This is a genomic window from Pseudomonas sp. B21-028, from assembly GCF_024749045.1.
GTDB lineage: Bacteria > Pseudomonadota > Gammaproteobacteria > Pseudomonadales > Pseudomonadaceae > Aquipseudomonas.
Map to the genome: position 1 here is coordinate 3142262 of NZ_CP087184.1, position 25951 is coordinate 3168212.

General features: G+C 60.6%; 17 protein-coding genes. 9 read left to right on the forward strand and 8 right to left on the reverse strand.

The genetic code is table 11. The features are described from left to right. Nucleotides 1-5: 5 nt before the first annotated feature. On the forward strand, nucleotides 6-1286 hold the full coding sequence (locus tag LOY35_RS13680; protein ID WP_258633290.1) for a hybrid sensor histidine kinase/response regulator: 1281 nt from the start codon (nucleotides 6-8) through the stop codon (nucleotides 1284-1286). Next, nucleotides 1279-1656: a response regulator gene (locus tag LOY35_RS13685; RefSeq protein WP_258633291.1), complete on the forward strand. Its 378-nt coding sequence runs from the start codon at nucleotides 1279-1281 to the stop codon at nucleotides 1654-1656. The genes LOY35_RS13680 and LOY35_RS13685 overlap by 8 nt, the downstream gene beginning before the upstream one ends. Before the next feature lie 522 nt (nucleotides 1657-2178). Here the strand turns inward: LOY35_RS13685 and LOY35_RS13690 are convergent. From LOY35_RS13690 to LOY35_RS13700, 3 genes are all read right to left on the reverse strand, one after another. Next, entirely contained in the window at nucleotides 2179-3846 is a 1668-nt protein-coding gene (locus tag LOY35_RS13690; RefSeq protein WP_408981233.1) for a response regulator, read from the reverse strand. Next, a complete protein-coding gene (locus tag LOY35_RS13695; RefSeq protein WP_258633294.1) occupies nucleotides 3846-5348 on the reverse strand; it encodes an ATPase domain-containing protein in 1503 nt (500 codons plus the stop codon). The genes LOY35_RS13690 and LOY35_RS13695 overlap by 1 nt, the downstream gene beginning before the upstream one ends. Before the next feature lie 133 nt (nucleotides 5349-5481). After that, nucleotides 5482-6537 carry a lipopolysaccharide assembly protein LapB gene (locus LOY35_RS13700; protein ID WP_258633296.1) on the reverse strand — a complete coding sequence of 352 codons (1056 nt, stop codon included), beginning with the start codon at nucleotides 6535-6537 and terminating at the stop codon, nucleotides 5482-5484. A gap of 418 nt (nucleotides 6538-6955) precedes the next feature. On the opposite strand from LOY35_RS13700, the gene LOY35_RS13705 reads away from it, so the two are divergent. Next, nucleotides 6956-7903, forward strand: coding sequence for an IS110 family transposase (locus LOY35_RS13705; RefSeq protein ID WP_258633298.1), 948 nt, complete (start codon nucleotides 6956-6958; stop codon nucleotides 7901-7903). Between the two features lie 135 nt (nucleotides 7904-8038). Here the strand turns inward: LOY35_RS13705 and LOY35_RS13710 are convergent, their stop codons facing one another. The 4 genes from LOY35_RS13710 to LOY35_RS13725 form a co-directional block, all read right to left on the reverse strand. Further along, nucleotides 8039-9460, reverse strand: coding sequence for an efflux transporter outer membrane subunit (locus tag LOY35_RS13710; RefSeq protein ID WP_258633602.1), 1422 nt, complete (start codon nucleotides 9458-9460; stop codon nucleotides 8039-8041). Between the two features lie 11 nt (nucleotides 9461-9471). After that, nucleotides 9472-12651 carry an efflux RND transporter permease subunit gene (locus LOY35_RS13715; RefSeq protein ID WP_258633301.1) on the reverse strand — a complete coding sequence of 1060 codons (3180 nt, stop codon included), beginning with the start codon at nucleotides 12649-12651 and terminating at the stop codon, nucleotides 9472-9474. Between the two features lie 15 nt (nucleotides 12652-12666). Beyond that, complete coding sequence (gene mexE / locus LOY35_RS13720) at nucleotides 12667-13920, reverse strand: multidrug efflux RND transporter periplasmic adaptor subunit MexE (protein ID WP_258633304.1); 1254 nt, start codon at nucleotides 13918-13920, stop codon at nucleotides 12667-12669. Nucleotides 13921-14154: 234 nt separating this feature from the next. Beyond that, nucleotides 14155-14919, reverse strand: coding sequence for an ABC transporter substrate-binding protein (locus LOY35_RS13725; RefSeq protein ID WP_258633306.1), 765 nt, complete (start codon nucleotides 14917-14919; stop codon nucleotides 14155-14157). A gap of 462 nt (nucleotides 14920-15381) precedes the next feature. On the opposite strand from LOY35_RS13725, the gene LOY35_RS13730 reads away from it, so the two are divergent. The 6 genes from LOY35_RS13730 to LOY35_RS13755 all read left to right on the forward strand — a co-directional run bounded on the left by LOY35_RS13730 (nucleotide 15382) and on the right by LOY35_RS13755 (nucleotide 24875). After that, complete coding sequence (locus LOY35_RS13730; RefSeq protein ID WP_258633307.1) at nucleotides 15382-17097, forward strand: type I secretion system permease/ATPase; 1716 nt, start codon at nucleotides 15382-15384, stop codon at nucleotides 17095-17097. Between the two features lie 19 nt (nucleotides 17098-17116). Continuing rightward, nucleotides 17117-18436, forward strand: a complete 1320-nt coding sequence (locus tag LOY35_RS13735) for an HlyD family type I secretion periplasmic adaptor subunit (protein ID WP_258633309.1) — start codon at nucleotides 17117-17119, stop codon at nucleotides 18434-18436. Between the two features lies 1 nt (nucleotide 18437). Next, complete coding sequence (locus LOY35_RS13740; protein WP_258633311.1) at nucleotides 18438-19751, forward strand: TolC family outer membrane protein; 1314 nt, start codon at nucleotides 18438-18440, stop codon at nucleotides 19749-19751. A gap of 117 nt (nucleotides 19752-19868) precedes the next feature. Continuing rightward, entirely contained in the window at nucleotides 19869-23768 is a 3900-nt protein-coding gene (locus LOY35_RS13745; RefSeq protein ID WP_258633313.1) for a M10 family metallopeptidase, read from the forward strand. 249 nt (nucleotides 23769-24017) lie between these two features. Then, complete coding sequence (locus tag LOY35_RS13750) at nucleotides 24018-24443, forward strand: YciI family protein (RefSeq protein WP_258633316.1); 426 nt, start codon at nucleotides 24018-24020, stop codon at nucleotides 24441-24443. A 24-nt stretch (nucleotides 24444-24467) separates the two neighbouring features. Beyond that, nucleotides 24468-24875, forward strand: coding sequence for a VOC family protein (locus LOY35_RS13755; protein ID WP_139645548.1), 408 nt, complete (start codon nucleotides 24468-24470; stop codon nucleotides 24873-24875). 19 nt (nucleotides 24876-24894) lie between these two features. Here LOY35_RS13755 and LOY35_RS13760 read toward each other — a convergent pair whose 3' ends face one another. After that, entirely contained in the window at nucleotides 24895-25887 is a 993-nt protein-coding gene (locus LOY35_RS13760) for a LacI family DNA-binding transcriptional regulator (protein WP_258633320.1), read from the reverse strand. Nucleotides 25888-25951 lie beyond the last annotated feature (64 nt).

Below are 25951 nucleotides of genomic sequence, written 5' to 3' on the forward strand. Positions count from 1 at the left end.
ACCACATGCCAAGAGATATTCAAGCCAAACTGCTGATCGTCGATGATCTGCCGGAGAATCTGTTGGCGCTGGAGGCCCTGATCAAGGGCGACGACCGCAAGGTCTACAAGGCTCAGTCGGCTGACCAGGCATTTTCCCTGTTGCTGCAACATGACTTTGCCCTGGCCATCATCGACGTACAGATGCCAGACATGAACGGTTTCGAACTGGCCGAGCTGATGCGGGGCACGGAGAAGACCCGTAGCATTCCGATCATTTTTGTCAGCGCCGCCGGCCGCGAGCGCAACTATGCCTTTACCGGCTATGAAAACGGCGCGGTGGACTTCTTGCACAAGCCATTGGACACCCATGCCGTCAAGAGCAAGGTCAACGTGTTCGTGGAACTCCATCGCCAGAAGAGGGCGGTGAAGGAGCAGGTCATCGCCCTGGAGCGGAGTCGGCGGGAACAGGAAGTGCTGCTTCAGCAATTGCAGGCCACCCGCAGCGAACTCGAGCAGGCGGTGCGAATGCGCGACGATTTCATGTCGATTGTCGCCCACGAGGTCCGCACGCCTCTCAACGGCCTGATTCTCGAAACACAACTGCGCAAGATGCACCTGGCCCGGGACAATGCCGCGGCGTTCAGCCTGGATAAGGTGAAGGCGATGGTCGAGCGCGACGAGCGGCAGATCAAGAGCCTGATCCGACTCATTGAGGACATGCTGGATGTGTCGCGCATTCGTACCGGCAAGTTGTCCATCCGCCCGACCCGTTTCAACCTGTCGGCGCTGGTGGAAAACCTGTTGCGCAATTTCCAGCCGCAGTTGCTGGCTGCCGAATGCGCGTTGAACTACACCGCCGAGCCGTCGGTGGAAGGGCTCTGGGATGAGTTTCGGATCGAGCAGGTGGTGTCGAACCTGCTGACCAATGCGTTGCGCTATGGGGGCAAGAGCCCGATCGATGTGCGCGTCTACAAGACGCCCGAGCATGCCTGTATCGAGGTCCAGGACCACGGCATCGGTATCAGCGAGGAGAACCAGAAACGCATCTTCCAGCAGTTCGAGCGGGTGACCTCTAAAGCGGTCGCCTCCGGTCTGGGGTTGGGCTTATTCATTTCCGAGCAGATCGTCACCGCCCATGGCGGGACCATCACGGTCAACAGCCGTATCAACGAGGGCGCGTTGTTCCGCGTTTGCCTGCCGTTGCAGGGCGCTGTCCTTTCAAAAAACGTCGCATTGACGCAACCTCTGAATGGCCCTACGGTCGTATCAGCAGCTATTGATCGAACGAAGGCTTCTCATGAGTGAAGATGCGCAAGATGTCGTACTGGTGGTCGAGGATGATCCGTCAATCATGATGGTATTGTCCGCCTACCTGTCAGGGGCGGGCTATCGGGTGCTGCAGGCCGAAAACGGGGAAAAGGCCTTCGAAATCCTGGCAAGCAAACCCCACCTCGACATGATGATTACCGACTTTCGCCTGCCGGGCGGCATTTCCGGGGTGCAGATCGCCGAACCTGCGGTCAAGCTGCGTCCTGAGCTGAAAGTGATCTTCATCAGCGGTTACGCCCAGGAAGTGCGCGACACCGACAGCCCCATCACCCGCCAGGCGCCGATCCTGGACAAACCGTTCGACCTGGACGAATTGCAGGGCATCATGCGCTCGATGTTGTCCTGAGGCTTTTAAGTTCACCCCAGCCCCCTGCGGGAGCGAGCCTGCCCGCGATGACGGCGGCACATTCAACATCTCTGAGGCAGATATACCGCTATCGCGAGTAGGCTCGCTCCCACACTGGGTCCTGCGGCGTATGCAGCTTTATGTAGGCCACAAAACCCTGTGGGAGCGAGCTTGCCCGCGAAGGCGGCACATTCAACATCTCTGAGGCAGACATACGGCTATCGCGAGCAGGCTCGCTCCCACACTAGGTCCTGCGGCGTATGCAGCTTTATGTAGGCCACAAAACCCTGTGGGAGCGGGCTTGCCCGCGAAGGCGGCACATTCAACATCTCTGAGGCAGACATACGGCTATCGCGAGCAGGCTCGCTCCCACACTAGGTCCTGCGGCGTATGCAGCTTTATGTAGGCACAAAGCCCTGTGGGAGCGGGCTTGCCCGCGAAGGCGGCGGCACATTCAACATCTCTGAGGCAGATATACCGCTATCGCGAGCAGGCTCGCTCCCACAGGGGATCCGGGTGTGTTCAGGCTCCGATCATCTCCCGGACCTTGGCCGTCAACAGATCAAACGTGAACGGCTTGGTGATCATTTGCATGCCCGGGTCGAGGAATCCGCCGCGTACCGCGGCATGCTCAGCGTAGCCGGTGATGAACAGCACCCGCAGGTCCGGACGGATCTGCCGGCCGACTTCCGCCAGTTGCCGGCCGTTCATGCCCGGCAAGCCCACGTCGCTGATCAACAGATCGATGCGCTGGCCTGACTGAAGAATCGGCACCGCACCGTTGGCATCGCTGGCTTCAAGGAAGGTATAGCCCAGTTCGCCCAGTACCGAGCTGACCAGTACCCGCACTGCCGGATCGTCTTCGACGATCAGCACGGTCTCGCCGGCGTGCGCGGGGGCGGCATGTTGGCTGTCGATTAACGACTCGGGTGTTTCTTCGCCCAGGAAACGCGGCAGATAAAGACTGACAGTCGTGCCTTTGCCAACGTCACTGTCGATGGCCACATGGCCACGTGATTGCTTGCTGAACCCATAGATCATCGACAGGCCCAGCCCCGTGCCCTGGCCGATGGGCTTGGTAGTGAAAAATGGATCGAATGCGCGATTGATGACCGATTCGGGCATGCCGCAGCCGCTGTCCTGCACGCTCAGCACCACATAGTCGCCGGGCTCCAGGTTGGTGTACGCGTCGGTGAAACCGGCATCCAGATGTTTGTTGAACGTGCGCACCACCAGCATTCCGCCTTCCGGCATGGCATCGCGTGCGTTGAGCACAAGGTTGAGCAGGGCGCTTTCCAGTTGATTGGGATCGGCCTCGGCAATCCAGAGCTCCTCGTCCAGCTGCATGTCCAGCCGGATGCTCTCGTTGAGACTGCGCTGCAACAGCTCCCCCATGGACAACACCAGCGTGTTCATCTGCACGGCCTTGGAATCCAGCGACTGGCGCCGGGAGAAAGCCAGCAGGCGATGGGTCAGGCCGGCTGCTCGGTTGGCTGAGGTCACGCCGAGGTCGATCAGGCTGTCCAGGTCTTCGGTGCGCCCCCGGGCCAGGCGCCTGCGCAGCAGTTCGAGGCTGCCGATGATGCCGGTCAACATGTTGTTGAAGTCGTGGGCGATACCGCCGGTCAGTTGGCCGACCGCTTCCATTTTCTGCGATTGACGCAGGGCTTCCTCATTGTGGCGCAATTGAGCGGTGCGCTCTTCTACCTGCTGTTCAAGGGTTTCGAGGGTATTTTGCAGGCGCAGCTCACTGTTGCTGAGATCGATCAGGCGTTCCCGGGCCTCGTATTGCCTTCGTCGACCGCGCAAGGCGGTGGTGACCAGGCTGACCAGGGTCACCGGATGGAACGGGCGCTCCAGGAACGTTACGTTGCCCAGCTGCATGCCGATACGTGCCGCCGGGTTCTGTTCCGGACCCCCATGATGGGTCAGCAGGACGATGGGCAGGTCGGACCAGGCCGGCTGCTGTTCAATATGCTGGAACAATGTCTCCAGGTCGGGACCTACCAAGGCTTCCGACGAGATGACCAACAGGCCGGCGCCATGTTCAAGTTCCTCACACAACTGCCCCAGGTGGCGACAAATGAGGCCGGTGAACCCGGCTTCATTCAGGATCATCAGGGCGATCTGGCTGTCCCGTCCCAGCGGCGCGAGGATCAGTGCCCGCTCCGACAGGGGCTCGACCGACATCACTTGAGCTCATCCCTGAGCAGCGGATGGTCCGCTCCCATATAGGTCGGTACCCCACGCAAGACACCCTGGAAGGCTTCGAGTGGCTCACCGATCGTCATGCCTTGCCCGCTGATGCGGTACTCGCGGATCGTCGATTCGTGACTGCCGGTGCGCTTCTTGATGATGGAAATCGCCCGGCGGACCTTACCCAGCGCCTCGAAATACCGCAACAGAATCACGGTGTCGGCCAGATAAGTAATGTCCACCGGCGCCTGCATGTCGCCTACCAGGCCATGTTGCGCAACGGTCATGAAGGTCGCTGCTCCCTTGCGATTGAGGTACAGCAACAGCTCGTGCATGTGCAGCACCAGAGCGTTTTCTTCCGGCATGGCGGCCTGATAGCCGTTGATGCTGTCGATCACCACGGTCTTGATGTCACCTTCATCGACGCAACGACGTACCCGGTGGGAGAACTCGCCGGGGGACAACTCGGCGGCGTCCACCTGTTCGATCAACAGGTTTCCGGTCCCTTGCAGCGCCTGCAGGTCGATGCCGATATTTTTCATGCGTTCGAACAGCAGGCCCAGCTCTTCGTCGAAAATGAACAAGGCAGCCTTTTCGCCGCGATGCACGGCGGCTGCGGCGAAAATCATCGAGATCAGCGACTTCCCGGTACCGGCCGGCCCCAGGATCAAGGTGCTGGACCCCGTCTCGATACCGCCACCCAGCAGGGCATCCATTTCCGCGATGCCACTGGACAGTTGTTTGCGCAGGTATTGCCCGCGATGCTCGGCCGCCACCAGGCGCGGGAAGACATGAAGACCGTCCCCCATGATCGTGAAGTCGTGGAAGCCGCCACGGTATTTTTGCCCGCGATACTTGACCACCCGGATCCGTCGCCGCTCGGCGCCATAATTGGGCGTCAGCTCTTCGAGGCGAATCACCCCGTGGGCGACACTGTGCACGGTCTTGTCCAGGGATTCGGTGGTCAGGTCATCGAGCAGCAGGACGGTGGCGTCGTAGCGCACGAAGTAATGCTTGATCGCCAGGATCTGCCGACGATAGCGCAGGGAGCTCTGTGCCAGCAGGCGGATCTCCGACAGGCTGTCGAGTACGACCCGGGTCGGCTTGACCTGTTCGACCACCTCGAAGATTTGCCGCGTCGCTTCCCCAAGCTCCAGGTCCGATGAATACAGCAGACTTTGCTGATGCTCGGCATTGAGCAGGCTTTCAGGCGGCGTCAGTTCGAAAATGTGAATGTTTTCGTCCAGCGTCCATCCGTGGGAGGTCGCGCCTTGGCGCAGTTCACGCTCGGTTTCCGACAGCGTGATGTACAACGAGCGCTCGCCGGCCTTGGCGCCGGCCAACAGGAAATGCAACGCGACCGTGGTCTTGCCGGTGCCGGGTTCCCCTTCCAACAGGAACACATGGCCGCGGGACAAGCCACCGGAGAGGATATTGTCCAGTCCTTCGATACCGGTGGCGGCTTTGGCGTCGATCAACTCGTTCAATGTAGACAAAAATAGCCCCCTCATGGCCAGGGAAGTAAAGCAGGTTGAAGTGTCTGAATACTTGACCTTTGGCGGTGATAGCGGTTCCACTTCCTGCACAAAACCTGTGAAGTTGTACAGCTTTTGGAGCGATCGGGGCTTTCTACAACCCTTGCTGCAACGCCGGGTCGTCCGGGTTCAGCTGCTCCAGTTTCGCCAGCAGGATCTGCACATTCTGCAGTTGCCCGGTTTCCTTCCAATAGTTGATCAGCAGTACCCGCGCCTTGCGGTCGGCGGGGTAGCGCTGGACAATTTCCTGCAACTGTTTCTGCGCGGCTTCCAGCTCTTGCTCGGCATGCAGGGTGGTTGCCAGGTCGTAACGGTAATGACGATTGTCTGGCTCGAGTTCCACGGCTTTTGCCAGGCCGAGCACCGCGTATTCGCTCTGGCCATGCTGCAGCAACCACATGCCCAGCGCATGTTGCAGATAAGCTGACTGCGGCTGGCTTTGCAACTGTTTGGCGAGTAACTGTCGCGCGGCTTCGCCCTGACCCTGTTTGTCGAGCACTTCGATCTGCGTGACCACTGCCGGCAGGTTGTCCGGCTGCAGGCGCAGGGCTTGCTCCAGGGCTTGCTGGGCCTTTTTCAGCTCGGCGTTGTGCAGGTGCAAGCGGGCGAGTTGATAGAAAGACTCGGTGGTTTGCGGGCCGTCCTGAAGCTGCTGTTCCCAGGTATCGATGGCCAGCTGCATGGCGCCGAAGTACAAACCAAGGTCATCCGGCGACAGGCCCAGCAGTGCGTTCACGGCGGCAAATCGCACGCTGGGATCGTCATCGTCGAGCAACGGCCCCAGCAGCAGGCTGCGCTGTCCCGTCGGCACCAGCCCGACAATGCTGGCGATGGCGGCCCGACGTACATCCGGCGATTCGTTGTGCAGGTCCGCATCCGCCAGTTTCAGAGCCTGGGGGCTCGGGTAGTTCGGCAGTTCGGCGTGCAGCCACACACGCCGCTTGGGCGAGAGATCCGGACGCCCCAATTGCTGATAGAGCATTCTTGCCGCGCCTGGAAGCCCATTGCGTGCCTGTGCCAAGGCTTCACTGTAGCCGCGCTTGACGGCCTCGGGGATCTGAGGGGTGCTGCTGTGCCGCCACAACGCAACCAGACCGATCATCAGGACGACCCCAAGGCTGAGCAGAAGATAGCGGCGAGACGAGAGCATGCAGGTAATCCATGACCGGGAACTTGAAGTGTCGCAAGCTTCGGTCAGGTGGGGGGCTGAGTCAAACCTTGTAATAGGTATGCAGGGCCTGTGAGTACAGGTTGCTCTTGCTGGAATGTGGCAAGAACCTGGTGGGAGCGAGCCTGCTCGCGATAGCTCCCTGCCAGTCGGCATCCCTATTGACTGACACGCTGCCATCGCGAGCAGGCTCGCTTGTATGGTAGGACTTGAAGGGAGGAGGAGGGACAAGGCTCGATTCTGACTGTTAGCCGCAGTACAGACCGTGGGAGATTTCGCCCCTCCTCCTTTCACCCAAGCGCCGATAAAGAATGCTTCTGGCCTAGACCGACGATAGGAACAAGCCTGCGCCTCTGGGTGAACCCTTCAAGTGTTCAAACCTTAGCCCGGAGGATTTTCAATGGCAATGCCCATCGCCATCACCCAGCCAATCGTAGGTGTCGATGTCGCCAAGGATGAGTTGGTGATTTATCACGCCGAATCTGACCGGCTCGAAACAATCCCCAATACCAAAGCTGCGATCAAGAAATGGCTCAAGGCGTTGCCCGCATCAGTGGATGTTGCCATTGAAGCGACCAATACCTATCACCAGGAATTCGCCGATCTGGCCTATGCGCAAGGTTGTGTGATCTACATAATCGACGGTTACGAGCTCAGTCATTACCGCAAGGGCGTGAAAGTTCGCGCGAAAACAGATGCGCTGGATGCTCGCTTGCTGGCCCGCTACTTAAACAACGAAGGCCACCTGTTGCACCCTTGGGTCCCGCCATCACCCCTTTATTGCCGACTTATAAGCCTTTTCCGGCGCCGCGCAGCTCTGGTTCAGGCGCGTGTCAGCCTCAAGCAGAGCTGGGCGAACGAGCCATTGCTCGAAGCGGCTTTCAAAAGCCAGATAAACGCTATGCAAAGACTGGAAACCCTGCTCGAAAAAACCATTCAGACGCAGTTGGAACAAGCCGGTTTGGCTCATCAGCTCAAGCGTTGCATGAAAGTCGAAGGCATCGGCTTGTTGAGTGGTGCTCGTTTAATCGCGTCGTTTCAGCGTGGGGACTTCAGGAATGCCGATGCTTTCATCGCTTTTCTGGGCTTGGATTTGCGCATAGCGGACTCGGGGAAAAAGAAAGGGCGCCGTTGCTTGTCTAAACGAGGTGATCCAGAGGCGCGTCGCTTGATGCACAACGCCGCGATGTCGGCGAGCCGCACCGCGGCGTGGAGGGGATTTTATGAGGCCCTAAGGGCTCGAGGACTTAGCACAACCCAAGCACTGGTAGCACTGGCCCGCAAACTTGCGCGAGTGGTATTCGCTCTGTTGAAGAACCAGAGCGAATACCTACCAAAATGCATCTAGGGGGCTAGCCCTGCACCATAGAATCTCCCACAGGGGCTCGCGGGTGAGAGATAAAAAGCCCCGCATCCAGGGCGGAGGCGGGGCAAGGGTCTGGTTGATTGCGGTCAACCAAAGGGGCTCGGTGTGAACGGTTGGTCAGTTGCTGGCGACGGTTTCTGGCTGCCAGCCACCGCCCAGGGCCTTGTAGATCGCGACGATGCCGCGATAAAGGTCGACTTCGGCCTGGGCCTGGGTGTCTTCGGCGGCCAGGCGTTCGCGCTGGGCGTCGAGCAGCACGAGGAAATCCACGGTGCCTTCGCGGTAGCGGATTTCGGCCAGGTCGGCAGCGGCGCGGCTGGATTCGCTCTGGCGGATCAACGAGATCAGCCGTTGCTGGCGTTTGCCGTAATCGCTGAAGGCGTTTTCCGATTCTTCCAGGGCCAGTAGTACCTGCTGCTCATAAGTCGCCAGGGCGCCATCGGCCTCGGCATTGGCACCGCGCAGGCGAGCCCGCACGCTGCCCAGGTCAAAGGCCGCCCAGGTAATGCTCGGGCCCAGCGCCCAGGCATTGGCCGCCGAGGAGCCGATCTGCGAACCACGCCCTGCGGTAAAGCCAAGGAAGCCGCTCAAGCTGACCCGTGGAAACAGGTCGGCCTTGGCCACGCCAATGCGCGCGGTGGCCGCGGCCAACTGACGTTCGGCGCTGAGAATGTCCGGGCGACGTTGCAGCAACTGCCCCGGGTCGCCGATCGGCAAGGCCTTGGCAATGGCCGGCAGGTCTTTGGGGCTCAGGTCCACGCTCAATTTGTCCGGGCGCTCACCCAGCAGAGTGGCGATGCGGTTGCGCTGACGCACCTGTTCAGCCTGCAACTGCGGCACGCTGGCTTCTACCGAGGCCAGGCGTGCATCGGCACGGACCACGTCCAGCTGATCGCCCACACCGGCATCGCGCAGGCTTTCGGTGATCTTGCGCGACGCCTGCTGGTTCCTAAGGTTCGCCAGGGCGATTTTTTCCCGCAGCTGGGCGCCGCGCAGTTGACCGTAGGCATCCACCAACTCGGCGATCATGGTCACCTGCAGTTGATAGAGATCGGCCTCGGCCGCCTGCTGATCGGCGTCGGTGGCTTCCAGGTTGCGCTGGATGCGCCCGAACAGATCCACTTCCCAAGCCATGTCCAGGCCCAGGTCGTAGCGCTCGGTATTGACCCGGTCGGTGGTCTGTCCCGGAATCTGGCCTTTGCCCAGGTTGCTGCTGACGCGACTGGTGATGGTCGGCATCGCATCATTGCTGGCGTCGTCGCGAATGGCCCGCGCCGCGCGCAGACGGGCGAAGGCTACGCGCAACTCGCGGTTGCCTTCCAGGGAACGGCTCACCAGCGCGTTGAGGGTCGGGTCATCGAACTGCTGCCACCAGACACCTTCGAAACGTGCCCGGTCGAAGTTCTTCTGGCCGGCGGCGCCGTCCGTGGCGGTAGTGATATTCGCTGCCTCGGTTTGCGGTGCCTTGTAGTCCGGCCCCACGGCGCAGGCACTCAGCGCCAGGACCAGCAAGCTCGGCACGAACACTTTCAAGCTCATTGTGGCCAAGCTCATTGTTGCGTCTCCAGTTTCAAAGCCCGGGCCGCCTTGCGGGCCTCGCTGCGTTCGACGAAGTTACGGATCAGTACATAGAACACAGGGGTGAGCAGCAGGCCGAAGAAGGTCACGCCCAACATCCCCGAGAACACCGCGACACCCATGGCGTGGCGCATTTCGGCACCGGCACCGCTGGAGAACACCAGGGGCACCACGCCCATGATGAAGGCCACGGAGGTCATCAGAATCGGCCGCAGCCGCAGGCGGCAGGCTTCCAGGACCGCTGCCAGCGGGTTCATGCCTTCGAGCTGTTTATCCTTGGCGAACTCGACGATCAGAATCGCGTTCTTGCAGGCAAGTCCCACCAGTACGATCAGGCCGATCTGGGTAAAGATGTTGTTGTCGCCACCGGACAGGATCACCCCGGTAATGGCGGACAGCAGGGTCATCGGTACGATCAGGATCACCGCCAGCGGCAGGCTCCAGCTCTCGTACTGCGCCGCGAGCACCAGGAACGCCAGCAGAACGCAGAGCGGGAACACGAACAGCGCGGTGTTGCCCGAGAGGATCTGCTGGTACGTCAGGTCAGTCCACTCGTAGGTCATGCCGTTGGGCAATTCCTCCTTGAGCAGTTTCTCGATGGCTTTCTCGGCCTGGCCGGAGCTGTAGCCCGGGGCGGCGGCCCCGTTGATTTCAGCAGTGATGAAGCCGTTGTAGTGCATCACGCGATCCGGTCCCGAGGAGTCGCTGACCTTGATGAAGGTCGCCAGCGGGATCATCTCGCCACGGTTATTACGCACCTTGAGCTGGCCGATCTGGTCGGATTCGAGGCGGAATTGCTGCTCGGCCTGGACGTTGACCTGGTAGGTGCGGCCGAAGCGGTTGAAGTCGTTGGCATACAGCGAACCCAGGTAGATCTGCAGGGTGTCGAAGATGTCGCTGACGGCCACGCCGTGGGTCTTGGCTTTTTCGCGGTCGATGGCGGCATCGACCTGGGGCACGTTCACGGTGTAGCTGGTGAACAGCCCGGCCAGTTCAGGCACGCTGCGGCTCTTGGTGATGATGTTCATGGTTTCCTTGTACAGCTCGTCGTAGCCCAGGTTGCCCCGGTCTTCGATCTGCAGGCGGAAACCACCGATGGTGCCCAGGCCCTGTACCGGCGGCGGCGGGAAGATCGCCATGTAGGCTTCCTGGATGCTCGCGAACTGGCCGTTCAAGGCACCGGCGATGGCGCCGGCCGACTGGCTCGGGTCCTTGCGCTCGTCGAAGGGCTTGAGGGTCACGAACACGATGCCGGCGTTCGGGCTGTTGGTGAAACCGTTGATCGACAGGCCAGGGAACGCCACCGCGCTTTGCACGCCCGGTTGCTTGAGCGCCAGGTCGGACATGCGCTTGATCACGTCTTCGGTGCGGTCCAGGCTCGCGGCATCCGGTAATTGGGCGAAGGCCACCAGGTATTGCTTGTCCTGGCCGGGCACGAAGCCGGTCGGGGTGTTGGAGAAGCCGAAGAACGTCAACACCATCAGGCCCGCGTAGACGAACAGGGCGATGCCGCTGCTGCGGATCACGCGGCCTACGGCACCCACGTAGTTGTGGCTGGCACGTTCGAAGAAGCGGTTGAACGGACGGAACAGCCAACTGCCCAGCAGTGCATCGAGGAACCTGGAGAAGCGGTCCTTGGGCGCATCATGGCTCTTGAGCAGTACCGCGGCCAGGGCCGGCGACAGGGTCAGAGAGTTGAACGCAGAAATCACGGTGGAAATGGCAATGGTCAGGGCGAACTGTTTATAGAACTGCCCGGTCAAGCCGCTGATGAAGGCCGCCGGAACGAACACCGCGCAGAGCACCAGGGCGGTGGCGATGATCGGGCCGGTCACTTCGCTCATGGCGCGCTTGGTCGCTTCCACCGGGGTGAGGCCGAGGCCGATGTTCCGTTCGACGTTTTCCACCACGACGATGGCGTCATCCACCACGATACCAATGGCCAACACCAACCCGAACAGCGAAAGCGCGTTCAGCGAGAAGCCGAACAGGTGCATCACGGCGAACGTACCGATCAACGACACCGGCACGGCCACCAGCGGGATGATCGAGGCGCGCCAGGTCTGCAGGAACAGGATCACCACCAGCACCACGAGAATCAGCGCTTCGAAGAGGGTGTGAACCACTGCCTCGATGGAGCCGCGCACGAAGATCGTCGGGTCGTAGACGATGCTGTAGTCCATGCCCGCCGGGAAGTTCTTCTTCAGTTCGTCCATCTTGGCATGGACGTCGTTGGAGATCTGGATGGCGTTGGAACCCGGGCGCTGGAAGATCGGGATCGCCACCGCCGGCTGGTTATCGAGCAACGAGCGCAGCGCGTACTGGCTGGAGCCCAGCTCCACCCGGGCAATGTCTTTCAGGCGGGTGATTTCACCATTGGCGCCGGAACGGATGATGATGTTCTCGAACTCTTCCTCATTCACCAGGCGACCCTGGGTATTGATCGAGAGCTGGAAAGCCTGGGCATTCGGCGCCGGTGGCGCACCCAGGGCACCGGCCGCGACCTGACGGTTCTGCTCGCGAATGGCGGTGACCACATCGGTGGCGGTCAGGTTGCGCGAAGCGGTCTTGTTCGGATCCAGCCAGACCCGCAGGGAGTAATCGCCCATGCCGAACAGTTGCACATCACCCACACCGCCCAGGCGCGCCAGCTCATCCTTGATGTTGAGCAGGGCGTAGTTGGACAGGTAGAGCATGTCGTAGCGTTTGTCCGGCGAGGTCAAGTGCACGACCATGGTCAGGTCGGGCGATGCCTTGTCCACCGTGATGCCGATCCGGGTCACTTCTTCCGGGAGCTTGGGCTCGGTCCGGGTGACGCGGTTCTGCACCTGCACCTGGGCATTGTCCAGGTCGGTGCCCAGGGCAAAGGTGATGGTCAGGGTGATCTTGCCGTCAGCGGTGGATTGCGAGGACATGTACAGCATGTTCTCGATGCCGGTGATGGCCTGTTCCAGGGGCGCGGCCACGGTTTCACCGATGACCTTGGGGTTGGCGCCCGGGAAGTTGGCCCGCACGACCACCGTAGGCGGCACGACTTCGGGGTATTCGCTGATCGGCAACTGGAACAGCGAAATGGCGCCGGCGATCAGGATCAGCAGCGAAAGCACCGCTGCGAAGATCGGCCGGGAAATGAAGAACTGGGAAAATTTCATCTTGAGTTCAGTTCCTTAACCGCGTGGGGTCGCAGCGGCCAGTTTGCCCGCCGTCGTGGACGTCGCCTTGGACGGCGCGACCTGGGGCAGGTTGCTGGCTTCGAGCGCCTTGCGTTGTTGAGCCAGGGCAGCGAGGGTCTGTTCGCTGGCCATCGGCACGGTTTCAGGCGTGACCGGTGCCCCCGGGCGAGCCCGTTGCAGCCCCTTGACGATGATGGTGTCGTCCTTGGTCAGGCCGCTACGCACGATGCGCAGGCCTTCGATCTTCGGTCCCAGCTCTACGGAGCGATACGCAGGCTTGTTGTCGGCGTCCATCACCAACACGAATTTCTTGCCCAGGTCGGTGCCCACGGCTTCATCATTGATCAGCACGGCGGAGTAGGTGCCGCTGCCCACCAGCTTCAAACGGGCATAGAGGCCGGGGGTATAGGCGCCATCCTTGTTGTCGAACACGGCGCGGCCACGGATGGTGCCGGTCTGCGGGTTGACCTGGTTGTCGATGAAGTTCATCTGGCCCAGGTGCGGGTTGCCGTCCTCGTTGGACAGGCCCATGTAGACCGGTGTGGCCTGGCCGCGTTGGCCCTGGCGGGCGAGCTCGGTGTATTTGAGGAAGACACGTTCATCGGCATCGAAGTAGGCGTAGACCTTGTCGGTGGAGACCACACTGGTGAGCGCGCTAACGTCGGCGGTCACCAGGTTGCCGGCGGTGATTTCCGCGCGGCTGACGCGACCATTGATGGGCGAAGTGACGCGGGTGAAGCTCAGGTTCAGTTTGGCCAGGTCCAGTTGCGCCTGGATCGCCGCGGCAGCGGCACGGGCTTCCTGGGCGGCGCTGGTGCGCGAATCCGCCAGTTCGGCGGAAATGGCATTGCTCTGGCGCAGGCGTTCGCCACGCCGGGCTTCGTTCTCGCTGCGGGTAGCGGTGGCGCGGGCCTGGGCCAGTTGAGCTTCGAGACGACGCACTTCAGCCTGGAAGGGGCGAGGGTCGATCTGGAACAGCAGGTCGCCTTTCTTGACCAGCGCTCCTTCGGTGAAGGCCACTTCGTCGATCTGCCCCGAAACCCGTGGACGAATCTCGACGGTTTCCGGTGCTTCGAGGCGTCCGGTGAATTCGTCCCATTCGTTGACTGGCTGTTCCAGTACCTTGGCCACGCTGACTTTGGCGGCCGGCATGGACGCTGCCGTGTCAGGTGTCTTGCCACAGGCGCTTATCACCAGCACCGCCAACAGTGCGAGGGGAAAACGTAGTTTTGAAAGTGAATGGTCCATGGATAGCATCCGCCAAGTGTATTGAGATGGGCGGATGATGCGTGGCGCAATGCGGGGGAACGAATCGAATGAAGCAAAGGTAACTATCATTCGGAATGATATAAGGCGATCAAAAACCTTCCGATTGCGGAACTATGGCTCTGTAGGAGCTGCCGGAGGTTGCGGTCTTGTTGCTGGCGATCGAGTCGCTAGGCGAAAGATCAAATATCAAAGGATCGCAGCCTTAGGCACCTCCTACCGTGGCAGATAGAGGTTCTGCACACGATTGATGGTGCCATCCTTGCGCAACGCCTCAACGGCCTCGCGCAGAGCCTCGACCATCTGGGGAGAACATTGCTTCGAGCAGGCCAGGTAAAGGTCGGCATGGCTGTTGACCGGGCTCATGAGCAGTTTGCGCTGGGACACCTTCGGCCAGATGTAGCGGCTTTCCGGAACGCCGTTGAACCAGGCATCGATGCGTCCCATCAGCAGCATCTGGGCGGGGTTGTCGCCAATGGTCAGGGGATAGATCTGGTCATTCCTGAATCCCTCGGCCCGCAGGATATCTTCCTGGGCACTGCCCAGGCCGACGCCGATCTTGTGGTAAGTGTCCCTGGCTTCGGCAAAATTGCGCACTTGCCGGTCGAGGCTGAAGAAAGCCCGCTCCATCGGCATGATGGAGGCGATCCAGATGAAGTGGTCCTCACGACTGGGGATGCGCGACAGGGGCGCGATCAGATGGTCTCGCTCCTCGCTGACATGTTTTTGCGCCCTGGCCCAGGGCAATACGTGGATTTTCACCGCGTAACCTGCCTTGACCATGGCCTGCACGGCGATATCGCCGACAATGCCGTAGCCCCTGGGGTCGTTGACGAAGGTCAGCGGGGGCGCGTCCAGGATGTGCAGTTCAATTGGCCCGGGCTCGCCGTGGGCCGTGTGAGCGAGTAGCAATGATAGCCACAGGCAAAGCCGGCAAAGCGCTTTGGGAGGAGCATTCAAAACGCAGGTGATCCGGCTCATGATCGATACTTCAGGCATTGAAAAAAGGGACGGCATTCTACTGTGGTTGGCGTTGTGAAACAGCGTCCTGCAGATTTTAAGGATCATTCGATGCGGCGTGCCCGAAGGTAGATCCGCCACGATCGTTTCATCCAGACATCCTGCTGTAATTGCCGACCTTACAGGTTGTTCTGAAGGTATAGATCATCTGGCCAATGGAGGCCCTGCGTTTTGATTCCGGATTGACACCCGGAGGGTAGATGGCCGGGTATCCGCCAACCCGGATAACAACGCTGTTCCGGCGGATCATCGCGCAACCGCAATTTCCCCTTCAGAACCACACACACCTGCCGATACCCCGCAGACAGCTCAAACCGCGCGGGCGATTCAGAGGTGTCTGCCGACGCCACTCAAAGCGTCCACAGGTCAGTGCTTACTACGATTTTTGCAGATTGACCCCACGTCGACCTCAGGTAATGAACCATGTCAGCCCAACCCCGGACCGAGCTGGAAGCGGCGCTTGCGCTCTGCAAGGGCAGTTTTCTGTCCGTTGGATTTTTCAGTTTTTTCGTCAATGTGCTGATGCTGGTTCCATCGTTCTACATGTTGCAGGTGTATGACCGCGCGGTAGGCAGTGCCAGCCTGTCGACCCTGTTGATGCTGACGCTGATCATGTTGCTGTTGATGACCACGATGGGTGGCCTGGAGTGGGTGCGCTCACGGATCATGGTGCGCGTCAGTACGCGCCTGGACTCGTTGCTGGGGCAGCGTCTGTTCGATGCCAGTTTCAAGCAGGCACTCAATACCGGCGGCATGAACGCCTCGGGCCAGCCGTTGAGCGATCTGAGCGCCTTGCGCCAGTTCCTGACTGGTAACGGCCTGTTCGCTTTTTTCGATGCGCCCTGGATTCCAATCTACCTGGGTGTCATGTTCATTTTTCATCCCTGGTACGGTTGGATGGGGGTATTGAGCGCCTTGCTGCTGGGGGCGTTGGCCTTCGTCAATGAAAAACTCACGCGCTCACCGTTGCAGGCCGCCAACCGCGAGCAGATGACGGCCACAACCTTCATCAGCAAAAGCCTGCGCAATGCCGAAGTGGTCGAGTCCATGGGCATGCTTGCTAGCCTGCGTGAGCATTGGAGCCGGCGGGTCCATGAGGTCCTGGTCCTGCAAAGCCTGGCCAGTGATCGCGGTGCAACCATCTCGGCGGTGTCCAGGACATTCCGCCAGGTCGTCCAATCCTTGGTGTTGGGCCTGGGGGCCTATTTGACGATCACTCACCAGATTTCACCCGGGCTGATGATTGCCGGCTCCATTTTGCTGGGACGCGCACTGGCTCCCATCGACCAGTTGATCGGCGTGTGGAAAGGCTTTCTCGGGGCGCGCTCGCAATATGCCCGGCTCCACGAATTGCTGGTCAAGGTGGCCGCAGAGCCCGAACGCATGCCGTTGCCCGCGCCGAAAGGGGCGATTCGTGTCGAAGGGTTGGCGGTCGGCGCTCCCGACGCTGGCAAACCGATCATTCGCAGCCTGGATTTCCAGGTTGCCGCGGGGGAGGTGGTGGGCATCATTGGCCCCAGCGGTGCCGGGAAATCCACGCTGGCCCGGGCGCTGCTGGGAATCTGGCCAACCCAGGCCGGTACCGTGCGCCTGGACGATGCGGACATCAGCCAATGGCGCCGTGATGAACTGGGCCAGTACCTCGGTTATCTGCCCCAGGACATCGAACTGTTCGAGGGCACCATCAGCCAGAATATCTCGCGCTTCGGCCCGGCCAACGCGCCGGCGGTGGTTGCTGCCGCACGCATGGCCGGCGTGCATGAGCTGGTGCTGCAATTGCCCGAGGGCTACGACACCGTGATCGGTGCCAATGGCGGCGGCTTATCCGGCGGCCAGCGTCAACGCGTTGGCCTGGCCCGTGCCTTATACGGCGAACCACGCCTGGTGGTCCTCGACGAACCCAATTCCAACCTGGATGACGCCGGCGAAAAAATGCTCGCCGAGGCCCTGCGCAAACTCAGGCAGAGTCGGGCCACGGTATTTGTCATCACCCATCGCTCCGGGGTGCTGGCGCAGGTGGACAAACTGCTGGTGCTCAATCAGGGCGAGCTGAGTCTGTTCGGCCCGCGGGACAAGGTCCTGGCGCGCTTGCAGGGCGCTGCGCCGGCGGTCCACCCAGCCACCGCGATTCAATCGTAAGCAGCGGATAGATTCTTACATGCAGAACAATCAGCCTTTATCCGCCCACGTGCCCGCGCTGCCGATCGATGATGGTCCGGCACGGCGCATCGGCTACCTCATGCTGTTGGTGACGTTCGGCCTGTTCGGCGGCTGGGCCAGCCTGGCGCCGCTTGACAGTGCCGCACTGGCGCCGGGCGTGGTCACGGTCAAAAGCTATCGCAAGACCGTACAACACCTTGAAGGCGGCATTGTCCGCGAGCTGCGCGTACATGACGGCGACCGGGTTAACGCCGGCGATGTGTTGCTGGTGCTCGACAACACCCAGGCGCGCTCGGAAATGGAAGCGATGCGCAGCCAGTTGATCGCCGCGCTGGAGTTGCAGGCCCGACTGGAGGCCGAGCGGGACGCACTGCCCGAGCCGATAGCCGTGCCGACCCTGGATCCCGCTGACCCGCGAGTGCGTGAGGCGCGTGACAGTGAAGCGCGAATCTTTCAGGCGAGACGCAATTCGTTGCAGGGCGAAGTCGGCTTGCAGGAAAAGACCATCGGGCAAATCGAAGAACAGATTCGCGGATTCAAGACCATCATCGCCAGCAAGCAGATGCTGGCGGCCTCCTACCAGGACGAGATTGTCGATTTGCGAGCGCTGCTTGCCGAAGGCTACGTGGACAAGCAGCGTCTGCGTGAACAGGAGCGCAGTCTCTCCCGGCTGCAGACTGAGATAGCCGAAACCCAATCCCAGATCGCCCAGGCGCGGATCAATGTCGACGAGGCAACACTGAAGATACTGCAGTTGAAAAAGACCTTCGCCAGCGAAGTCGCCGGCCTGTTGGGGGATGCCCGAACCAAAGTGTTCGAACTGCGCGAGCGGTTGGCGACCCTGCAGGATCGTGACCAACGCACTGACATCTTCGCACCCGAATCGGGCATGGTCATGGGCATGACTGTCCACACCCTGGGCGCGGTGGTCAGTCCGGGCACGGCGCTGCTCGACATCGTTCCGGCCAACGAAGAGCTGATCGTCGAAGCCCAGGTTTCGCCAATGGACATCGATCGCATTGCGGTGGGCAAGTTGGCGAGCATTCGTTTCAGTGCGTTCAAGAACAGCGCCACGCCGGTCGTCGAAGGGCAACTGGTGCAAGTATCCGCTGATCGCCTGGTCAACAAGGACACCGGCACGCCGTATTACCTCGCACGGGTGACCATGACCGACAAGGGGCGCCAGACGCTGGGCGGCCTGACCCTGGTGCCGGGCATGCCGGTCGAAGTGCTGATCAATACCGGCGAGCGGACGCTGTTGCAGTATTTGTTGCAGCCGGCGAGCAATGCTTTCGCCCGTTCGTTGATCGAGGACTGACATGAAGTCCCTGATCGCGATCTGTCTGCTCGTCATCTCGCTTGGCGCCGTTGCTGACGACACTTATATAGACCTGTGGCAACTTCATCAGGAGGCGCAGGGTGCCGATCCGCGCATTCTGCGGGCGCAAGCCCGGATCCACAGCGGAGAGGGCAACGAGCGGGCGGCCCTTGGCCAACTGCTGCCACAACTCAGCGCTGGCGGCAGCGTCAATCGCGGTCGGCGTGACGACGATCTGAGCCGTATCCAGTACAACGGCAAGCGCATGGCCGTGTCGCTCAGTCAGGTGATCTACGACCCGCAGGTCTGGCGCAGCTACCAGAAGTACGTAGAGCTGGCCCGGCAAAGCGAATACGAATCCGACGACACCCAGGTGCAGTCCAGCATCGACCTGTCCGAACGCTACTTCGCCGTGCTCGCGGCGGAGGATGAACTGTCCCTGGTACGCAGCGAGCTGGACGCCACCGAGCGCAACCTCAAGCGTGTCAATGCGCTGTATGCGCGGCAGATGGCGATGGTGACCGATACGCTTGACCTCGAGGCGCGAGTGGATGCGCTCAGGGCGGACGAGATCGAAGCCGGCAACAAGGTCCAGGTCAGTCGGGAAGCCGTTTCCGAATTGGTAGGGCGTGATGTCCAGGAACCTTTCAAACGCATCGGCGATAACCCGGCCTTCAGTCTGCCGGCGCAACCCCCGGATTATTGGGTGCAGACGGCACTCGACAGCAACCCGGCACTGCATGCCCGCGAACACAGTATCCGTGCCGCCGAGGCGGCTATCGGTGAAGCCAGGGCCGGTCATCTGCCCCGCCTGGGCCTGAACCTCACGGCGCAACGCAGCGATATCGGTTATGAAGGGGCGGTGACGCCGCGCTCGGACAACCTCGTCGCCTCCCTTGACTTGCAGGTGCCGCTCTACAGCGGAGGATCCACCAGCGCCCGGGTATCGACGTCCGAAAGCGACAAGGAAGTTGCCCTGCAAGAGCTGGAGGCCTTGCGGCGCCAGGTGGTCAAGGAAACCCGCACCGCCTATCTCGGGATGTCGGCCGAACTCAGCCGGATCAAGGCAACGCGTCATGCACTGGCGTCCGCTGAAAAATCACGGATGGCCACGGAGAAGGCCTTCGGATATGGCGTCAAGAACGCCGTGGATGTCCTGGACAGCATCAAGGAAGAATTTCGTGCGCGACGTGACTTCTATCAGGCCCAGTACCGCTTCGTCACCAGCTTGCTTGTACTGCATCGCTGGAGCGGGAGGCTGGGGGATGGAGATATTCGCAGGGCCAATGAATGGCTGGTTGCGCCAGAAAAATAGCGTCAGAATTGAAAAGTTAGTGGCTAGATGATATCAATGTCGCCATTTCCAAACCCATGATCCCTTGTAGCGGCCGTACCCAGGAAGGACCGCAGATTTGCATACAGGAAGCTTTGCATGCCTAGCCCACTTGGTTATTCATCTGTTTCATCGGCAATACTGACGGGCAATGCGCAAGTCGACAGCTTGATCTATGGCACCTATTGGAAGGGGGCTTGGACGAGCGGAGCTTTCTCCACATCCCTGACGTACAGCTTCATGGGCACCGGCTCCTACTTCACCCAGTTCTATACCGGTGAAAATGAATACAACTTCAGCTATGCCCTGGCTTCGGCACAGAAGACGGCCATCGTCAGTGCGCTAGGGAGCTGGAGCTCGGTGGCCAACATCAAGTTCACACAGGTCAGCGAAACTTTCAGCAAGGTTGGTGACTTGCGATTCGGTGGCTATTGGGGCATGGATGCCAGCACCGCAGCCTGGGCTTATATGCCCGGGGAGAACCCCGCGGCGGGCGACGTCTGGATCGGGCCTTCGACGCACAACACGGCCCCGGTCAAGGGCACCTACGATTACATGGTTTTTGCCCATGAAATCGGTCACGCGCTGGGTCTCAAGCACCCGTTCGACGCCGAGCCATCCAACGCCGCGGTACTGGCTGCCGAGTTCGATGACGTGCGGTATACCATCATGAGTTACAACAGCTCATATTCCTATCTGCCGACTACGCCCATGCTGTTGGATATTGCCGCTATCCAGAGTCTTTATGGCGCCAATACCCATTGGCAGACCGGGAACAACACCTATCGCTGGGCTACCGGCCAGTCGGTTTTCGAGACGATCTGGGATGCTGGCGGCAATGACACGATCGATGCCAGTAACCAGGCGGCAGCGGTCCGTATCGACCTGAATGAAGGCGAGTTCAGCAAAATAGGCAAGGTGTTCCTGAACCTGGATACTCTGACAGCCTTTAACGAAGGACTGGCGATTGCTTATGGCACCAAAATAGAAAACGCCATCGGTTCGGCGCATAACGATACTTTGATAGGTAACGGGCTGGATAACGTTCTCAACGGTCTGGGTGGCGCGGATACGCTGAATGGCGGCGCCGGCAACGACACTTATGTGGTCGACAATCCCGGTGACACGATCATCGAAGAAAGCACCTCGTTTATGGAAGTCGACAGTGTCCTCTCGTCCGTCAGCTACTCCCTGGGCAGCAACGTGGAAAACCTCACGCTGACAGGTTCGGCCGCTATCAACGCTACGGGTAATGCTCTGGACAACCGCCTTACCGGTAACGCGGGGGCCAATACCCTGAATGGTGGTGCCGGCACCGACACTCTGGACGGTGGAACAGGGCAGGACAAGCTGATCGGCGGTGCGGGGAGTGACACTTATATCGTCGATAACCTCGGCGACACGGTCGTCGAACTCGTCGACGAGGGTCAAGATCTGATTCGTACCTCGGTAAGCTATACCTTGTCGGCCAATGTCGAGGGCGGCCAGTTGCTTGGCACTGCTGCCCTCAACCTTGTCGGCAACGCGCTGAACAACAGTCTGGCCGGCAACAGCGCCGCCAACGTGCTCAATGGCCTGGGCGGCGCGGATACGATGATCGGCGGGGCAGGCAACGACACCTACGTGGTCGACAACATCGGGGACAGGATCACCGAGGCGGGTGCTTCGCTCACGGAAATCGACAGCGTCCTATCGTCTGTCAGCTACACGCTGAGCAGCAATCTGGAAAACCTCACATTGACCGGCGCGGCCTCTGTCAATGCTACCGGCAATGCGCTGAACAACCGCATCACCGGCAACACGGGGGCCAACATCCTGGACGGTGGCGCAGGCATCGACACCCTGATCGGCGGGGCCGGCAACGACACCTACGTGGTCGATAACCTCAAGGATGTAGTCAGCGAAACCAGCACCCTGGCGAGCGAAGTCGATACCGTACGCTCGTCGGTGAGCTGGACCCTGGGCGCCAACCTGGAAAACCTCACGCTGACCGGCACCGCCGCGATCAACGGCACCGGCAACACCCTGGGCAACGTATTGACCGGCAATGCCGGCAACAACGTACTCAATGGCGGAGCCGGGCGGGATACGCTGATCGGTGGTGCGGGGAATGACACCTACCTTGTCGACAACCTCGGTGACACGATCACCGAGCTCGCGGATGAAGGCCGCGATCTGGTGCGTACCTCGGTCAGCCACACCTTGTCGACCAACGTCGAAGATGGCCTGCTGCTAGGTGTTGCCGCTATCAACCTTTTCGGTAATGCCTCGAACAACAGTCTGGTCGGCAACAGCGCCGCCAACGTGTTGAGTGGCCTGGACGGTGCGGACATCCTGGACGGGGGCGCGGGTATCGATACCCTCATCGGCGGTACCGGCAACGACACGTATATCGTCGACAACCTGAAGGACGTCATCAGCGAAACCAGTACCCTGGACAACGAAATCGACACCGTGCGTTCTTCGGTGAGCTGGACACTGGGCGCCAATTTGGAAAACCTCACGCTGACGGGTGTCACCGCGATCAACGCTAGCGGCAACGCCCTGGGCAACGTGCTGAGCGGCAACAGCGCCGCCAACGTGCTCAATGGCCTGGGCGGCGCGGATACGATGATCGGCGGGACAGGCAACGATACCTACGTGGTCGACAACATCGGCGACACGATCACCGAAGCAGGTGCGTCGCTTACGGAGATCGACAGCGTCGTGTCGTCCATCAGCTACACCCTCGGTACCAATCTGGAAATCCTGACGCTGACCGGGACGGGTAGTCTCGACGGTACCGGCAATGCCCTGAACAACCGTCTCACCGGCAACACGGGCGCCAACGTCCTGGACGGCGGCGTCGGCATCGACACCCTGATCGGCGGGGCCGGCAACGACACCTACGTGGTCGATAACCTCAAGGATGTAGTCAGCGAAACCAGCACCCTGGTGAGCGAAGTCGATACCGTACGCTCGTCGGTGAGCTGGACCCTGGGCGCCAACCTGGAAAACCTCACGCTGACCGGCACCGCCGCGATCAACGGCACCGGCAACGCCCTGGGCAACGTATTGACCGGCAATGCCGGCAACAACGTACTCAATGGTGGAGCCGGGCGGGATACGCTGATCGGTGGTGCGGGGAATGACACCTACCTTGTCGACAACCTCGGTGACACGATCACCGAGCTCGCGGATGAAGGCCGCGATCTGGTGCGGACCTCGGTCAGCCACACCTTGTCGACCAACGTCGAAGATGGCCTGCTGCTAGGTGTTGCCGCTATCAACCTTTTCGGTAATGCCTCGGACAACAGTCTGGTCGGCAACAGCGCCGCCAACGTGTTGAGTGGTCTGGACGGTGCGGACATCCTGGACGGGGGCGCGGGTATCGATACCCTTATCGGCGGTACCGGCAACGACACGTATATCGTCGACAACCTGAAGGACGTCATCAGCGAAACCAGTACCCTGGACAACGAAATCGACACCGTGCGTTCTTCGGTGAGCTGGACATTGGGCGCCAATTTGGAAAACCTCACGCTGACGGGGGTCACCGCGATCAACGCTACCGGCAACGCCCTGGGCAACGTGCTCACCGGCAACGCCGCCAGCAACACGCTGAACGGCGGTGCGGGTAACGATCAACTTGACGGCGGCGCGGGCAATGACCTGTTGATCGGCGGCATTGGCGCCGACACCCTGAGCGGTGGCGCCGGAGCTGACCGTTTTGTGTTCAGCGCGTTGAACGAGCTGGGTATTGGCGATGCTCGCGATGTCATCCTGGATTTCAGCAGACTCCAGGGCGATAAGCTTGACCTGTCGAAGCTGGATGCCAATATCCTGGCCACAGGGATCAGCAAATTCAGCTTCATCGATTCGGCCGACTTTAGCGGCGCAGGGCAATTGCGCTTCGTCGATCATGTGCTTTCCGGCAATATCGACGGCAATCTGGGGGCAGATTTCGAGATTCAACTGGTGGGTGTCAACACCTTCAGCGCCAACGATCTGCTTGCCTGAGCGATCGGCTTATGAGTCATTGTGGCGAGGGGATTTATCCCCGCTGGGCTGCGCAGCAGCCCTAAAACCTGCTAGCTCAGTGTTTCAGGTTAATCGCGTCGACTGCTTTGGGGCTGCTGCGCAGCCCGCGGGGATAAATCCCCTCGCCACAAAATAATTCAGCCAGCCTGTCGATTTCGTTCTATACCGTTCGACTAACCCTCGAGCCGCTACTAGAACGGCTTATCCCATTCCCCAGGAGATAAGACCATGCGATTTTTGGTGATCGTCAAAGCCAGCCCGGAGTCGGAAGCCGGGGAAATGCCCAGTGAAGCGTTGCTGACCGCCATGGGCGCCTATAATGAGGAGCTGGCCAAGGCCGGGGTGATGCTCGCGGCTGAAGGCCTGCACCCCAGTGCCAAGGGCGTGCGCGTACAGTTTTCCGGCAAGAACCGCACCGTCGTCGACGGCCCCTTCGCCGAAACCAAAGAGTTGGTCGCCGGCTTCTGGATCTTCCAGGTCCAGTCGCTGCAAGAAGCCATCGACTGGGTCAAGCGTTGTCCGAACCCGATGATCAGCGACAGCGAGATCGAAATCCGCCAGATCTTCGAAATGGAGGATTTCGGCGAAACCTTTACCTCCGATCTACGCGAGCAGGAAGAGCGTATTCGAGCGCAAATGCCCAATCAATCGTGAAACCTGACAACAGGAGATCCGACCATGAGAATCATTCCTTACCTGACCTTCAACGGTAACTGCAAGGAAGCCTTTGCGCTGTACAAGGATGTGCTGGGCGGCGAGCAGTTTTCCATGACCTTTGCCGAAGCGCCTGAAGAAACGGGCATGCCCAAGGACAACAACCTGATCCTGCATACCTGCCTGACCGTAGGCGATTTCAGCCTGATGGCTTCCGATTGCCCGCCGGGCCAGCCATACCGCAAGCCGCAGGGCGTGTCGGTATCCCTCAATGTCGACAGCGTGGCCGAGGCCGAGCGACTGTTCAATGGCTTGAGCGCCGGTGGCAGCGTGCACATGCCATTGGCGAAGACATTCTGGGCGGAACGCTTCGCCATGTTCGAAGACCGTTTCGGGATTGCCTGGATGGTCAACTGCGAGGGTGCGAAGTAGCGGCGAGCGGGGTGTCGATCTATATCGATGCCCTGATCACCAACGGGCAATCCACTGGCTGGCTGCCCGTGACCTCTAGCGTTTCGATCAGGTGCCGGGCGGCCTGGCGGCCGATTTCGTAGTACGGCAGTTGCACCGTGGTCAGGGGCGGGATGAACAGCTCGGCGATGCCGATCATGTTGTCGTAGCCGAGCACGGCCACATCGCCGGGAATCTTCAGGCCACGGCCCAGCAGCAGTTGATAGGCACAAAAGGCAATGCGGTCGTTGCCGCAGATCAGGATGTCGAACTCGGGGCGACCGTCGACGATGTGCCGGTCAAGGATGGCGGCCGTTTCACCGTAGGCATCGTGATCGGAAAGGTCGTATTGCAGCAATGCTTCCGGGGGCAGCCCGAATGCCTGGCAGGCACGCTGCAGGCCGGCCTGTCGCAGGCCCCAGGCAACGCTGCGCTTTGGCAGATTGATGCACAGGGGGCGCCGATAGCCCTGGCTCAAGGCGTGATGCACGGCGCGATGCTGGCCGCTCTCGTCATCGGGCACGTAACTGACCAGGCGACTGTCATCCTCCAGGCAGTTGGCGAGCACCAGCGGCTTGCTCTTCAAACGCTCGGGAATGCTCACCTGGCGCAACCCCATGGCACTGAAGATCAACCCGTCGGGCCGGTGCGAGAGCATCAGGTCGATGTCCTGGTCAGTGGGCGGGTTGTTCAACAGGTTGAGAATGAAGACGTTCCAGCCTGCTTGCTGCGCGGTCTGTTCGATGGACAGCAGCAGCTCGACCGCGAAGGGGGTGGTCGCCGTGTCCAGGGCGAACACGCCGATGGTCCGTGCCTGGAGGTTGTCGCCGCGCATTCTGCGTGCCGACAGGCTCGGTACGAACTGCAGCTCATCAATGGCGCGACGCACTCGCTGAAGGGTTTCGGCGCTCAGTTTTTCCGGATTGTTGAGCGCTCTGGAAACCGTCATCAGGGACACGCCGGCCAGCTGTGCAACGTCTTTCACTGAAGTCATGCGAGGTGGGGCCCGTCAGGTTGACGGGCAATCATGACACAGGCTCCGGGCTTCTCGCGACTTC

Bases quoted from the DNA above. Each gene is read 5' to 3' on its own strand.
- LOY35_RS13680 (WP_258633290.1), top strand. From the start codon at position 6: ATGCCAAGAGATATTCAAGCCAAACTGCTGATCGTCGATGATCTGCCG.
- LOY35_RS13685 (WP_258633291.1), top strand. From the start codon at position 1,279: ATGAGTGAAGATGCGCAAGATGTCGTACTGGTGGTCGAGGATGATCCG.
- LOY35_RS13690 (WP_408981233.1), bottom strand. From the start codon at position 3,846: ATGTCGGTCGAGCCCCTGTCGGAGCGGGCACTGATCCTCGCGCCGCTG.
- LOY35_RS13700 (WP_258633296.1), bottom strand. From the start codon at position 6,537: ATGCTCTCGTCTCGCCGCTATCTTCTGCTCAGCCTTGGGGTCGTCCTG.
- LOY35_RS13705 (WP_258633298.1), top strand. From the start codon at position 6,956: ATGGCAATGCCCATCGCCATCACCCAGCCAATCGTAGGTGTCGATGTC.
- LOY35_RS13710 (WP_258633602.1), bottom strand. From the start codon at position 9,460: ATGAGCTTGAAAGTGTTCGTGCCGAGCTTGCTGGTCCTGGCGCTGAGT.
- LOY35_RS13715 (WP_258633301.1), bottom strand. From the start codon at position 12,651: ATGAAATTTTCCCAGTTCTTCATTTCCCGGCCGATCTTCGCAGCGGTG.
- mexE (WP_258633304.1), bottom strand. From the start codon at position 13,920: ATGGACCATTCACTTTCAAAACTACGTTTTCCCCTCGCACTGTTGGCG.
- LOY35_RS13725 (WP_258633306.1), bottom strand. From the start codon at position 14,919: ATGAGCCGGATCACCTGCGTTTTGAATGCTCCTCCCAAAGCGCTTTGC.
- LOY35_RS13730 (WP_258633307.1), top strand. From the start codon at position 15,382: ATGTCAGCCCAACCCCGGACCGAGCTGGAAGCGGCGCTTGCGCTCTGC.
- LOY35_RS13735 (WP_258633309.1), top strand. From the start codon at position 17,117: ATGCAGAACAATCAGCCTTTATCCGCCCACGTGCCCGCGCTGCCGATC.
- LOY35_RS13740 (WP_258633311.1), top strand. From the start codon at position 18,438: ATGAAGTCCCTGATCGCGATCTGTCTGCTCGTCATCTCGCTTGGCGCC.
- LOY35_RS13745 (WP_258633313.1), top strand. From the start codon at position 19,869: ATGCCTAGCCCACTTGGTTATTCATCTGTTTCATCGGCAATACTGACG.
- LOY35_RS13750 (WP_258633316.1), top strand. From the start codon at position 24,018: ATGCGATTTTTGGTGATCGTCAAAGCCAGCCCGGAGTCGGAAGCCGGG.
- LOY35_RS13755 (WP_139645548.1), top strand. From the start codon at position 24,468: ATGAGAATCATTCCTTACCTGACCTTCAACGGTAACTGCAAGGAAGCC.
- LOY35_RS13760 (WP_258633320.1), bottom strand. From the start codon at position 25,887: ATGACTTCAGTGAAAGACGTTGCACAGCTGGCCGGCGTGTCCCTGATG.